The 11,609-nt window shown below is 46.6% G+C and carries 17 protein-coding genes; 7 read left to right on the top strand and 10 right to left on the bottom strand.

Going from position 1 to position 11,609, the window contains the following annotated elements; genetic code table 11:
* The 7 genes from I6E11_RS13360 to I6E11_RS13330 form a co-directional block, all read left to right on the top strand.
* A partial coding sequence (locus tag I6E11_RS13360) for a hypothetical protein (protein WP_235338645.1) occupies positions 1 to 278 on the top strand: 278 nt, incomplete at its 5' end.
* Positions 190 to 1,515: a conjugative transposon protein TraM gene (gene traM, locus I6E11_RS13355; protein WP_449500929.1), complete on the top strand. Its 1,326-nt coding sequence runs from the start codon at positions 190 to 192 to the stop codon at positions 1,513 to 1,515. The genes I6E11_RS13360 and traM, both read left to right, overlap by 89 nt.
* 46 nt (positions 1,516 to 1,561) lie before the next feature.
* Positions 1,562 to 2,476, top strand: coding sequence for a conjugative transposon protein TraN (gene traN / locus I6E11_RS13350; protein ID WP_087247691.1), 915 nt, complete (start codon positions 1,562 to 1,564; stop codon positions 2,474 to 2,476).
* Positions 2,473 to 3,030, top strand: a complete 558-nt coding sequence (locus tag I6E11_RS13345) for a conjugal transfer protein TraO (protein ID WP_235338644.1) — start codon at positions 2,473 to 2,475, stop codon at positions 3,028 to 3,030. The genes traN and I6E11_RS13345 overlap by 4 nt, the downstream gene beginning before the upstream one ends.
* A gap of 6 nt (positions 3,031 to 3,036) precedes the next feature.
* The gene (locus tag I6E11_RS13340) at positions 3,037 to 3,897 is read left to right on the top strand and encodes a DUF8464 domain-containing protein (RefSeq protein WP_235338643.1); all 861 of its coding nucleotides are present in this window, start codon (positions 3,037 to 3,039) and stop codon (positions 3,895 to 3,897) included.
* Positions 3,894 to 4,397 carry a DUF3872 domain-containing protein gene (locus I6E11_RS13335; RefSeq protein WP_117703528.1) on the top strand — a complete coding sequence of 168 codons (504 nt, stop codon included), beginning with the start codon at positions 3,894 to 3,896 and terminating at the stop codon, positions 4,395 to 4,397. Before I6E11_RS13340 ends, I6E11_RS13335 begins: the two co-directional genes overlap by 4 nt.
* A 47-nt stretch (positions 4,398 to 4,444) precedes the next feature.
* Entirely contained in the window at positions 4,445 to 4,900 is a 456-nt protein-coding gene (locus I6E11_RS13330; protein WP_235338642.1) for a glycoside hydrolase family protein, read from the top strand.
* Positions 4,901 to 4,943: 43 nt separating this feature from the next.
* Here the strand turns inward: I6E11_RS13330 and I6E11_RS13325 are convergent, their stop codons facing one another.
* From I6E11_RS13325 to I6E11_RS13280, 10 genes are all read right to left on the bottom strand, one after another.
* Entirely contained in the window at positions 4,944 to 5,291 is a 348-nt protein-coding gene (locus I6E11_RS13325) for a hypothetical protein (RefSeq protein ID WP_007560866.1), read from the bottom strand.
* The gene (locus I6E11_RS13320) at positions 5,291 to 5,596 is read right to left on the bottom strand and encodes a helix-turn-helix domain-containing protein (RefSeq protein WP_013619027.1); all 306 of its coding nucleotides are present in this window, start codon (positions 5,594 to 5,596) and stop codon (positions 5,291 to 5,293) included. Before I6E11_RS13320 ends, I6E11_RS13325 begins: the two co-directional genes overlap by 1 nt.
* A complete protein-coding gene (locus I6E11_RS13315; protein ID WP_087247662.1) occupies positions 5,580 to 5,915 on the bottom strand; it encodes a type II toxin-antitoxin system RelE/ParE family toxin in 336 nt (111 codons plus the stop codon). The genes I6E11_RS13320 and I6E11_RS13315 overlap by 17 nt, the downstream gene beginning before the upstream one ends.
* Before the next feature lie 56 nt (positions 5,916 to 5,971).
* Positions 5,972 to 6,742, bottom strand: coding sequence for a hypothetical protein (locus I6E11_RS13310; protein WP_013619025.1), 771 nt, complete (start codon positions 6,740 to 6,742; stop codon positions 5,972 to 5,974).
* A 2-nt stretch (positions 6,743 to 6,744) separates the two neighbouring features.
* Positions 6,745 to 8,679: a hypothetical protein gene (locus I6E11_RS13305; RefSeq protein WP_235338641.1), complete on the bottom strand. Its 1,935-nt coding sequence runs from the start codon at positions 8,677 to 8,679 to the stop codon at positions 6,745 to 6,747.
* Complete coding sequence (locus I6E11_RS13300) at positions 8,676 to 9,269, bottom strand: hypothetical protein (RefSeq protein ID WP_004326298.1); 594 nt, start codon at positions 9,267 to 9,269, stop codon at positions 8,676 to 8,678. Before I6E11_RS13300 ends, I6E11_RS13305 begins: the two co-directional genes overlap by 4 nt.
* A 42-nt stretch (positions 9,270 to 9,311) precedes the next feature.
* Positions 9,312 to 9,578 (bottom strand): hypothetical protein, encoded by a 267-nt coding sequence (locus I6E11_RS13295; RefSeq protein WP_235338640.1) that lies wholly within the window; start codon positions 9,576 to 9,578, stop codon positions 9,312 to 9,314.
* 87 nt (positions 9,579 to 9,665) lie between these two features.
* Positions 9,666 to 10,556, bottom strand: a complete 891-nt coding sequence (locus I6E11_RS13290; protein ID WP_004326295.1) for a hypothetical protein — start codon at positions 10,554 to 10,556, stop codon at positions 9,666 to 9,668.
* A 25-nt stretch (positions 10,557 to 10,581) separates the two neighbouring features.
* Entirely contained in the window at positions 10,582 to 11,301 is a 720-nt protein-coding gene (locus I6E11_RS13285) for an N-6 DNA methylase (RefSeq protein WP_235338639.1), read from the bottom strand.
* A 21-nt stretch (positions 11,302 to 11,322) separates the two neighbouring features.
* The coding region (locus I6E11_RS13280) for a DUF4121 family protein (protein ID WP_235338638.1) at positions 11,323 to 11,609 on the bottom strand (287 nt) is incomplete at its 5' end.

Below are 11,609 nucleotides of genomic sequence, written 5' to 3'. Positions count from 1 at the left end.
GGAGGTTCTGCCACAGACTTACCGTTAAACAGCGCAAGGCCGTTCTCTGGATACTGTTTGTCCCGTTTACCGCCGCATGTGTCTATACGGCATGCAGACCGTTTATAGGCAGTAAGAACCGGGAGTCTGGAATGGAATTTATGGAAAAGGATTCACTCCGTATGGAGTTCATTCAATCTATTGTAAGAAATGGAGAAAGAAAAAGTCAAGAAAGTAATGGAACGGCTGATGAAACCGTTCAGGCTCCGGTCCTCAAAGGACAGGAAGCCGCTGAGTGAGGAACAGAAACGCAAACGCGCCGGATTTGTTGTGTATCCTCTGATGTTCCTGCTGTGTCTGGGAAGTTTCTATCTGATATTCTCACCTTCCGGGCAGGAACGGGAGCGGCAGGATAAAGGACAGGGATTCAATACGGAAATCCCTTCTCCCGAGGACAGCCGCCTGGAAGGGAACAAGAAGGATGCCTATGAAAAGGCCCTGATGGAACAGGAAAGCAGGAAAAGGAAGACATTCTTTGAAGCTGCGGAGTCCATGTTTGCCAAAGAGGAACGGAAAGACAGTGTCCGTCTTCCCGATAACATTCCACCGGAGAGGCCAACAAACACGGAAACGGAAACAGAAAAAGGCAATGCCGGACCGGTCAGTTCCTCGGCCGGAGCCTACCGTGAGATGAACCGTACGCTGGGAAGCATCTATGAACCGCGGACCGATCCGGAAAAGGAAAGGCTTCTGGAAAGGATTGAGGAACTGGAGCGTATACAGCAGCAGAAGCAGGAGCCACTGTCAGGCATGGAGGAAAAGATGGCCCTGATGGAAAAATCCTACGAACTGGCCGCCAAATACAATAACCGTCAGGCAGTGGAGACCCCTTCTCCTGTCAGAAAAGCGGAGGACAAAAAAGCCATACCGGTGAAACAGGTTCACAATGAGGTGGTATCCTCGCTTTCCAGACCCATGAGCGACGAAGAGTTCATATCCGCCTTTTCGGGAGAACGCAATGCCGGTTTCAATACGGCTGTCGGCCGGAAGACAGTAACGGAAGGCAATACCATTGCTGCCTGTGTACACGGTACGCAGACCGTATCCGACGGACAGGCCTTGCGCCTGCGGCTTACCGAGCCCATGTCCGTTGCCGGACGTTTCATACCGAAAGGGACTGTACTGGTAGGTGGCACACGCATACAGGGTGAACGGCTGGAAATCATGGTCAATGCCGTGGAATACAAGGGAACTATCCTGCCGGTGGAACTGGAAGTCTATGATCTGGACGGACAGCAGGGAATCCTGGTGCCGGGTTCATTGGAATATGACGCTGCCAGAGAGATTGCCGCCAACATGGGAACCTCGATGAACAGCAGTATCAACATTTCCACCGATGCCGGGGCGCAGATTGCCTCCGATCTGGGAAAAGGTGTGATACAGGGCGTTTCCCAGTACATATCCAAACGGATGCGTATGGTAAAGATTACGCTGAAGGCCGGACACCGGGTGCTGCTCCATTCACCGGAGAAATGAAATACAGGAAACTATGAAAGAAAAGACAACCATTAAACAAAAGCACATGAAGAAGATTCTGATGATGTTTGCCCTTTTACTGGGCGTATCGGCTGCCTGGGCGCAGCAGAGCAGCGGTGATTATTATGAGGGGCTGACCCGCAAGATCGGTTTCAGCCAGATGATTCCGCCGCACGGACTGGAAATAACGTATGACAAGACTGTCCATGTCATTTTCCCGGCTCCGGTCAAGTATGTGGATCTCGGTTCTACAAACCTGATAGCCGGCAAGGCCGACGGTGCCGAGAATGTAATCCGCGTAAAGGCCACGACACGCAATTTCAGGGAGGAGACCAATATGTCTGTAATAACTGAAGAAGGGAACTTCTATACCTTCAACGTGAAATATGCCGACGAGCCGCTGTTGCTGAATGTGGAAATGTGTGATTTTATCCATGACGGAGAATCGGTGAACCGTCCCAACAATGCCATGGAAATCTATCTGACCGAGCTGGATAACGAATCCCCCCGTCTGGTACGTCTTATCATGAAATCCGTGTATGAGAATGACAAGCGCCGTATCCGTCATATCGGCTGCAAGCGTTTCGGTATCCAGTATCTGCTCAAAGGGCTGTACACCCATAATGACCTGCTTTATTTCCATACCCAGGTAAAGAACTCCTCGAATGTGCCCTTTGACGTGGATTTCATTACGTTCAAGGTGGTGGACAAAAAGGTGATGAAGCGTACGGCCATGCAGGAGCAGGTGATTTATCCGTTGCGTGCCTATAATTATGTGACACGTGTAAACGGCAGGGATTCGGAATGTACGGTATTCGCCCTTCCCAAGTTTACAATACCGGACGACAAGAAACTGGTTGTGGAGATGTATGAGAAACAGGGCGGCCGTCACCAGAGTTTTGAAGTGGTCAACGAAGACCTGGTGCGTGCGGAAACCATCAATGAACTGAAGATACGATGAGAACGAAAGTATTGTATATGCTGGCATTGCTGCTTGTCCTTTCCGTGGGACAGGCAGACGCCCAGCGGATTCTGCCAAGGATGCAGGGTGTGGAAATGCGTGGAGGTATGGCTTCCGATAACGGATACTATATGGGAATGACACTTTCAAGCTATGCCAAAGGCGGGAACAAATGGGTATATGGAGCGGAATACCTGCACATGAAACACGGTTACCGCCATGTGACCATCCCTTCTGCACAGTTTACGGCAGAAGGCGGATATTACCTGAATTTCCTTTCCGATGCGGGAAAAGTGTTCTTCCTCAATCTGGGAGGATCGGCACTGGCCGGATATGAGACGGTAAACTGGTCTGATAAAATACTCTATGACGGGGCCACCCTGAAAAACGGCGATGCCTTTGTGTACGGCTGTGCCCTGACGCTGGAGATGGAACTGTACCTTGCCGACCGTGTGGCATTGACAGCTTCCTTGCGTGAGCGTTTCCTGTGGGGCGGAAGTCTCGGACATTGCCATACCCAATATGGAATCGGCATCCGTTTTATGATAAATTAGCGGGTTATGGAACTGGAACAGATTAGACGGATTTCCCTTGTCGGTTTTCTTGAAGATATGGGGCATATACCGGTATCCCGTAAAGGAAATGATGTCTGGTTCAGATCACCTTTCAGGAATGAGAGAACCGCATCCTTCAAGGTGGATACGCAGCGGAATGTCTGGTTTGATTTTGGCCTCGGAAAGGGAGGTGACATCTTCCATCTTGCCGGAGAACTTACCGGAAGTACCGGTTTCATGGAACAGCTGGAGTTCCTTTCAGGGAAATCCGGCATCCTTCCCCTCCGGCCTTTACAGGAACGTAAGAAGATACCCCGCGTTTCCGGATTCGAGGACGTGAAAGTGACGGAACTGAGTCATGAGGCTTTGAAAGGTTACCTGAAAGAGAGAGGCATTGATCCGGCCATAGCCGGGAGATTCTGCAAGGAAGTGGCATATGGAATACGGGGCAAACGGTATTTTGCCATAGGCTTCATGAACCGGAGCGGCGGCTATGAACTGCGTAACCCGATGTTCAAGGGATGCATCTCTCCCAAGGACATTTCCTGTGTGTCCCTGTCCGGAAAGAAACAGGATACGTGCTGTGTGTTTGAAGGATTTGTGGATTTCCTTTCGGCATTGGTATTGCGGACTGTGACGGACGAGGATTGCCTGGTGCTGAACTCTGTATCCAATCTGGAACGGTCGTATGCCGTACTGGAGGGTTACGGCAAAATCCGGTGCTTTCTTGACCGTGACCGGGCCGGAATTACCGCACTGGAGACTTTGAACATACATTTCGGGAATAAGGTTATGGACTGTTCCGGTCTGTATGATGGATTTAAGGACTTGAATGAATATCTGACAAAAACAAAGGAAAACAAATGAAGACAGAAAAGAATATAAGAAAAGGATTTGGATTGGCAGGCAAGATTGCCATGTTCTGCATAGGTCTGGTCAGTCTTGTATTGACCTCGTGCGAATCCGAGCTGGAAATCCAGCAGAGTTATCCGTTTACCGTGGAAACAATGCCGGTTCCCAAGGAACTGAACAGGAATGAGACGGCGGAAATACGGTGTGAACTCAAAAGTGAGGGCGATTTTGACGGTACGGTCTATACGATCCGTTATTTCCAGTATGACGGGGAAGGTTCCCTGAAACTGGACAACGGTCTTGAATTCAAGCCGAATGACCGTTATCTGCTGGAGAACCGGAAGTTCAGGCTGTATTATACTTCACTATGTGACGAGGCGCAGAACTTCATTGTCGTTGTCGAGGACAACTGGGGAAACATGACGGAAATGGAATTTGACTTCAACGATGCAGGTGATGAAGAAACAGGTACTGTGGAAGATTCTTTGTCAGTTCAGGAAGGAGGTGCCTTATAATAACCGTAAGACTTCTAAGGTCAGTACTGCCGTTGGTGGTACTGGCCATGACGGTAACTTCCTTGCGTGCACAGGAGAATGTGGAAGACTCACAGTGGGAAACGGCTGTCAGGTGTATCAAGAAGTTCGAAGGATGGCATGGTCCGGAACATCATCCTTATGTCGCATACGGTCACCGTATCAGAAAAGGGGAAAAGTTTCCCGTCAGGCTGACAGAAAGTGAGGGAGACAGTATTCTGAGAAAGGACCTGAAGGAAATGTGTGCATTGTTCCGTCACCTGGGAAAGGATTCACTTTTGGTTGCGTGTCTGGCATACCAAGTGGGACCATATAAGTTGCTCGGTTATGGCAGGATGCCCAAAAGCACGTTGATAAGGAAACTGGAAGCCGGTAACCGGAACATTTATGGGGACTTCATACGATATTGTCACTATAAGGGAAAGAAAATTTCGTCAATAGAAAGGAGAAGAAAAGAAGAATACAGATTACTGTTTGTGCCATAGAAACAAGACAGCCGTGAATTTATCATGATTCACGGCTGTCTTGTTATAATATCCTGTCTAAAAAAAGTGACAGGGGATAAATGAACCGGTTATACTGTTTCAGAGCATCCATATCCAGCTTCATGTTTTTGTAAGGATTTGAATCGTCCGTATAGAAATAGATGTCTGTTGTCTGGTTACCATTTTTTATAATTTTCCCGTTCAATGGTATCGCGTCCACATCCTCGAACTTTTCAAGGGGAAGGCCTTCAATAGAACCGGTTTCCTGTTTGCCGAGACTATTTGTATAGTGATTGAACAGTACAAATCCTTTTCGGGCATAATCAATGTGAATGCCGTACGGACGGTTGCGGTAAAAGTTTTCTCTGGCTTTTTCCTGATAATTTTCCATTATAATACCGGTTTGACAATTTCAATCTTCAATCCGAGTGCATCAATGATACGGCAGAACGTACTGATACCCGGATCTACAATACCTTTTTCTATTCTGGAGATATAGGACTTGTTGGTCCCGATTTTTTCAGCCAGTTCGGACTGGGTCATCTTTTCCTTCTTTCTGGCATCACATATAATCTGTCCCATGCAGTAGGCGTATGCCTCCTTACGGAACTCCTCACGTTCAGGTGTTCCCGGCTTGCCGAATTCCTCATCCATGATAGCATCGATGCTGGTCAGGTTTTCATTTTTTGTTTTCATAATACTCCTCCTTTATCTTTAATGCCTTTTCTATTTCGGAAGGCGGTGTCTTCTGTGTCTTTTTCTGAAATCCGTTGAACAGGATTACGATGTTCCCGTCATCAAATATGAAGAATACCCGGAAGATGTTGCCTCCATATTCAGCACGGATTTCATATAGCTCTTCACGCAGATACTTTACGAACTTGCTGCTTACCCTTTCCTGAACTTTCAGCATATCAAGAATATAGTATATCTTGCGGGCTTCCTCTTTTCTAATGGATGATATGAAGTCCGTGAAATAATTCTTGTAGGCTGATATGGTCCGTTCCTGTTTCATGCAGCAAAGATATAAAAAGTTTACATATCAGGCAACCTTGAAAGATAAAAAAGATTTTATGCTTTATTACCCAGGTCTGTGAAGTTGATGCACCCCGTTACTATAAAATCCTCTTTTCCGTAGTCAGCCAGTGATTTCAAATCAGAGAGACTTTTACAGTAGAAAAATATCGTATTATCATATTCTTCAGGTATATCAGTAATTGCGATGTTTACGTATTCAGTATTAAGACTGTCTTTCCATATAATCTCGCACTCTGCAAGTTCAGGTTTTCTCCCGTATGTTTCGACAAATCTCTTGAAACCGTTTTCAATATCATTTTTTACGGCTTCTATGTCGCAGAGAATGGTATAATTGTCACATTTCTCACACCATCCATATAAGAATGACTCATCATCATAATTATAGAACTGTTTTGTATTCGGATTGATGAAGGCATTGCATATTACATGATTTCCTCCACATTTGCAACATATAACATTCTCTTCCAGTCCTGTATTTTTTATCCGAAAGGTGTTTGTTATGGCCTCCAGTATCTCGTTAAGCCACACCGGATTGGCCAGAGCCGCCTCATGGCGGCTTGTTACCTTGTAATTTTCTCCGGTTATCTTATCATGGACTTCAAGTGTGATTCCTTTTCCGACAGCAGTTACCTTGTGTACCGAGCATTCGCACGGATCACCCATCTTGTCAAACCAGATTACGTAAACCGGATTGTCATTGTCTGTCAGTATTACTTCGGAAACCGAGTTTACCTTCATCAGTGCAAGTATCCTGCCGATGATTTCATCGCACAGGTTTTCAATTCTTTTTGGGAAAATATTCATATTCAGATAAGATTTAGATGTTGGACTTCTTTTTTGTATTTCTCCAGTGAAGGCTTGTATCCCTGTTCATGGATAATGTCCTTCAACTCTTTCAGGGTATAGGTCCGGGTTACGTCCAGTCCGTAGTCTTCCGCAAAGGCTTCTATTCCGGTCAGACAATACCCCATATTGCGGTGTACCGTTTCTGCATTGATTTCCATAGAGTCATCAGTTCCTTTGGGGAGTACAGCCTGCTCCTTCAACTGACTGATCTTGTATTGCAGGCCGGAGGCGAGCCTTTCCATGTTCCTGTCATGGTAGGTCAGCCCGTCCTTGCGGATACAGTATTCCACTGTTTGCCCCATGAAAGAGTTGCGGTATATTTCACAACCCAGTATGGTACGGATATGTTCCACCTCATAATACCGCATGGCCTGTACATCCTTCAAATTCTTTTGAATCTTCGGAATCTGGAATTGCGGATCGTTGTCACATATTGTCTTTTCCAGCCATGTCCGGTGGAATGTGGTAATCTGTTTTCTGAACACTGTTTCGGCAGGCATATATCGGTTGGGATGGCGTGTCATGATAAGATAGTATTCACTTTCATGCCATCCGCGTTTACATTTTTGCAGGGCAATGTAAGTGAATCCTATACGGCAGTATCGGCGGCTGTCATTACGGTCCCTGATATGCTCGAAATCCGTTTCACATCCATAGAATTCGGCTGGAAGTCCTGTATATTTCTGGAACTCCATGACACGCTCCTTGAAATGACGGATATTATCCTGGTCTTTTTGACATAACAGCCTGGACATTTCAGGTGTGATGAATTCCATCCGCAGATAATGGAAGTATTGCGGCTTCTCCTTGAGAACCTTCTCGGCAAGTTTTCTGGTCTGTAGTTTCTTCGGCAGTTGAGGGAGCCAGCGCAGACTATGGCCGTATTCGGTGAAATATTCCACAAGTTCCCTGTTCCAGCGTTCCGATGGAATATCAGGGTAGAACGAATCCCTTCTGGCCAGTGCCATACAAACCTCTTTCGTCATCAGGTTCGGTTCAAGAATGAAGTTGTAACTGTTGATTTCTCTTTTTACTTCAAGTGTATGAATAAGTCTTTCCGGTGTCCGGAACCGTCCGGGAAGTTTGTTAAACAGGTTAGGTTCCAGCTCCATTGCTTTGTCAGCCATGGCATCATCCGCATGTTTGGAGAACCACTCGTAATGTCCGTATGAATCGAAAATGCCATGCAGGTTGCCTGTCTTGTGACAGATGGCCTTCCATACGGTGTCATAGTCAAGCCAGCGTGTATCCACTTCCTTGATACAGCGTATGGCCCATTCCTTGTAGTATGCTGCCTGTTTGAAACATTTAGGCATCATTTTGTCGATAGTCATGGTTGCGATACGTCCGTCATGGATCAGTTCTTTCCAAAGTCTGAAATCCTTGGCTTGTCGCGGAACGAAAGAAAGCATGACGCTTGTTTCATATAAGAACTGCTGTTCATACCTCTCAGAACAGTACTGGTAACCTCCGTTTTGCTGTACGTCACGGTAAAGGGAGTATATTGCATCACGGACTGTTCCGTTGTTCCATGAGGATGAAGGTATCAGATGCAGGTAGTGCATGAAATTCCTATGTGCGAACAGCGATTCAAGTATGTCACTGTTCCTGTATTTTTCCGGTATGTCAGGAAAATTACTCTTTTCGGCCTTTATTGCCCTTAGACAAATCTGGCGATTACGTTTTTCTTCAGGTATCTTCGAAAGCTGCCAGGAACGCCATCCGTAATCATCTGTTTTGAATATACTGTCAAGTATTTCAGAAGTAATATATTTCTCCGGCAGATAGTTGACCAGTTCTGGACGGTGTTCGGTCGCGGCCAGTTCAACCATTTCCATTGTGATGAATTTGTCCGGCATACATGATATAGCCTTTGTCATATTGATTTCTTTCATGATTCCAGTTTTTTAGGTTTGATGACTTTTATAAGTTGTGTTTTGCGGAATACATATACTGTTTTTCCTTTTTCACTGACTCTTTTGGGAAGGCTTTTCCAGGTATCCCATCCGTTGACAATTTCCGGAGTGAATTCCAGTTTTCCCGTTTCGCCGATTACGGCAAAGGAAAGTCCTTTGTCCAGAGGGGAAGGTGTATGATCCTTGTCGGGAACAAAGACAGAAAATTCAGGATTGCTGATTTCATAGATTTTTCCTTCATAGCCCAGAAACCATCTGCCATTTTCATACAGGTAAGTCCAGTCACCGAGCAGGAAGAACTTTTCCTTGCCTGATATTTCCTTTGCTTCGTGAATGGGATTCCCATTATTCAAAGGCCAACAGCTTGTCTTGTTTTCATTTGATGAGAGACTGCCTCCCAAATGGAGCAGGTTTCCCAAAGCGAGCAATTTTCTCACCCTGTCTTCCGTACGATAGAATGTCCTGAGTATTCTTCCGCAGTTTTCAAAATCCCCTTTTTCAAAAACGGTGATGTACCGTATTCCTTCCGGCAGGGACATTCCGATGTAAGTGTTTTCATCATTTGTCATAGTCGTATATTTTTATATGATTGTTTATGAATGGATTCTTTGTCATTCCAAGTCTCTTGCACGGACTGGATTGTAGGGACAAGACTGTACCAGGTAATTGGTATTCCTGCCCTGAGTCTGACTGTGCTGTCTGAAACATTCGATGTCATCTTCCTGCAGTTTCAGTTTTCTTCTGTTCTTTTGCAGGAAGTCTGCTGCCTTTTCTATGGAAGAGAAGACCGCCTTTGGCTCGAATGAACTGTATTCGTGCCATGCGTTGCAGCTGAAAAGGATATACATTTCAGCCTTTATTCTGTTACTTGCTGCCATATCTTATCTGATTATTACAGTTAATAAAATACAAAGCCCGATTCCGCTGGTGACGGAACCGGGCCTGTCGTATTTCGGTTTCAGGTTCTAATTCTGGTTATATGAAAGCAGGAAATCGGCCATTGCTCCGTTCTGTGGAATCATGGCAGGAAAATCAGTCTTTCCAGGCTTGTAGATTTCTGTCGCTACATTGTAGACATCCCACGCTGTAATGCGTGGCTGTTCAAGTGAGAGTTTGAGCAGTTCTTCCGTAAACACGGAAATCTGTCCCTGGTTAAGCGGATAGGTATCCACCTGCGATGCCAGTCTTTTGTCTGCACTGTCATGGGATACACGCAGAGCCGTCAGCATACCGATGATCATGTACAATTCACCGGGTGTCAACACCTTTTCCTTGAGCCTTTGGATTCGGCTTCTGTCCGCATCCATGTCACGCTCAAAATTGCGCATCCAGTCATCCACCTTCCCGAACAGTTCCTCGGTAGTCACCTTGTCCTTGCCGTAGTTGGCAACGCTTCGTTCGGGTGAAAGGATACACTGGTTGTGGCAGATACGTACGCAGGGACCTATTGCCGCCTGGATACCGTCCTGATGGTAGGCTACCACGAGTGTGGTTGTCAGTTCGTCGGTATCCCCGTTCAGAATACGGATTGTTGTGAAGATTCTGCGCAGTACATGTGCCTCTACCGCCTTCTCTCCATAGGTCTGTTCCACCTGTGGCAGGATGACCACTCCGGGCTGTGTCCGGTTCTTGTTCTGGGCGGCGAAGATTTCCTCCACCTCGTAGTTCAGGTTGTGACGGCGGCAGATGTCCGTCATGCGCTGGATGACCTGGTAGTGGTAGATTCCCCTGACCGGATTGCCGTAGATGTCGTTCTCCTTGTAAGTACGCTGTAGTGTTTCAAGGTCCATTACTTCGATTCCGTTGTTCTGGAAATCAAACTGTCTCTGATTGTTCAATGTTGCTAAAGCTTCCATAATTATATTTTTAAATGGTTGGTAATTATTTGTCCAATAGGTTGATGATACGGACTGCCTCTTTGAAGCGTCCGATATTTTCCGGAAGAGGATTCCTGTATTCCTCTTCCTTCATGCGTCTTATAGAAGGTATTCCCGTCAAGGGCAGAGCCTGGTTGACTTTCCATCCGTCGGTGAATGCCTTCGGCTGGAGACTGTCATGACAGATCACTTCCCCGACACATCCGTGGACGAGCATGTTGCATACGGTCATCATGCAGCAGGTCCGGCTGATGTCTTCTCCGACCAGGTAGTTTCCCGGATTGTGCGCATGGTATGCCAGCAGGAGTCTTCCGCTTCCGCATGTAGGGTCTCCCATCCTCTGTCCGGTCTCTTTTTTACCTGCCGCGCACATGACCATGAGTTCACAGATATGTGACGGCGTGAAGAACTGTCCGTTTGCCTGCTGTCCCGGTTTTGAGCAGTAAGCCATGTGGAGTTCACCGAAAGCGTCGAACCAGCCCGACCTGCCGATCTGCCTCTGCATGATACGTGTCCATTCGGCTGTCATTTCCATGAACGAGGCGTTTTGCTGACGCTTGTATTTCCAGTTGCTTATTGGCGGTGCTCCAGGAGAGAAGCCGTGGATTATGAAACGCAGCAGGTCGTTGAATACGGTCTGTATTTCATAGCCGCATGATGAGGCAAAGCCTGTGATGAGCCTGTCGAGCGGCCTGATTTCGTTGGAGATTTCATATCGTGCCATATTCCTTAATTTTATAATTGGTTATATACTGTCGTTGATTCTGTATACTGTTACGGTATGGTTTTCATTGTCCGTGTGGATTCTGACGGGACCGTATCCCATAAATTTCATGCGGATTTGTCCGTGCTGTCCCATACCGTTCCACTGCTCACGTGATATTTCCTTAATATCCATGCGGTACCCCCAAAGTACAAGAGAGTCAGGCAGGATTCCCTTGTAGAGTCTGCCTTTCAGGATTGCGGCCAGCTCGTCCAGCTCGCTCCGGCTGTACAGCGTGAATGAATCGCTGCGGAAGGTGTATTCGCCTG

The sequence above is a fragment of the Bacteroides caecigallinarum genome (genome assembly GCF_021531075.1).
Lineage (GTDB): Bacteria > Bacteroidota > Bacteroidia > Bacteroidales > Bacteroidaceae > Phocaeicola > Phocaeicola caecigallinarum_B.
The sequence above is the reverse complement of the archived record's forward strand: the minus strand, read 5'-3'. Positions and strand labels throughout refer to the sequence as shown.

Excerpts from the sequence above, each read along its gene's own strand:
- traM (WP_449500929.1), top strand. The coding sequence starts at position 190 with ATGGAGAAAGAAAAAGTCAAGAAAGTAATGGAACGGCTGATGAAACCG.
- traN (WP_087247691.1), top strand. The coding sequence starts at position 1,562 with ATGAAGAAGATTCTGATGATGTTTGCCCTTTTACTGGGCGTATCGGCT.
- I6E11_RS13345 (WP_235338644.1), top strand. The coding sequence starts at position 2,473 with ATGAGAACGAAAGTATTGTATATGCTGGCATTGCTGCTTGTCCTTTCC.
- I6E11_RS13340 (WP_235338643.1), top strand. The coding sequence starts at position 3,037 with ATGGAACTGGAACAGATTAGACGGATTTCCCTTGTCGGTTTTCTTGAA.
- I6E11_RS13335 (WP_117703528.1), top strand. The coding sequence starts at position 3,894 with ATGAAGACAGAAAAGAATATAAGAAAAGGATTTGGATTGGCAGGCAAG.
- I6E11_RS13330 (WP_235338642.1), top strand. The coding sequence starts at position 4,445 with ATGACGGTAACTTCCTTGCGTGCACAGGAGAATGTGGAAGACTCACAG.
- I6E11_RS13325 (WP_007560866.1), bottom strand. The coding sequence starts at position 5,291 with ATGGAAAATTATCAGGAAAAAGCCAGAGAAAACTTTTACCGCAACCGT.
- I6E11_RS13320 (WP_013619027.1), bottom strand. The coding sequence starts at position 5,596 with ATGAAAACAAAAAATGAAAACCTGACCAGCATCGATGCTATCATGGAT.
- I6E11_RS13315 (WP_087247662.1), bottom strand. The coding sequence starts at position 5,915 with ATGAAACAGGAACGGACCATATCAGCCTACAAGAATTATTTCACGGAC.
- I6E11_RS13310 (WP_013619025.1), bottom strand. The coding sequence starts at position 6,742 with ATGAATATTTTCCCAAAAAGAATTGAAAACCTGTGCGATGAAATCATC.
- I6E11_RS13305 (WP_235338641.1), bottom strand. The coding sequence starts at position 8,679 with ATGAAAGAAATCAATATGACAAAGGCTATATCATGTATGCCGGACAAA.
- I6E11_RS13300 (WP_004326298.1), bottom strand. The coding sequence starts at position 9,269 with ATGACAAATGATGAAAACACTTACATCGGAATGTCCCTGCCGGAAGGA.
- I6E11_RS13295 (WP_235338640.1), bottom strand. The coding sequence starts at position 9,578 with ATGGCAGCAAGTAACAGAATAAAGGCTGAAATGTATATCCTTTTCAGC.
- I6E11_RS13290 (WP_004326295.1), bottom strand. The coding sequence starts at position 10,556 with ATGGAAGCTTTAGCAACATTGAACAATCAGAGACAGTTTGATTTCCAG.
- I6E11_RS13285 (WP_235338639.1), bottom strand. The coding sequence starts at position 11,301 with ATGGCACGATATGAAATCTCCAACGAAATCAGGCCGCTCGACAGGCTC.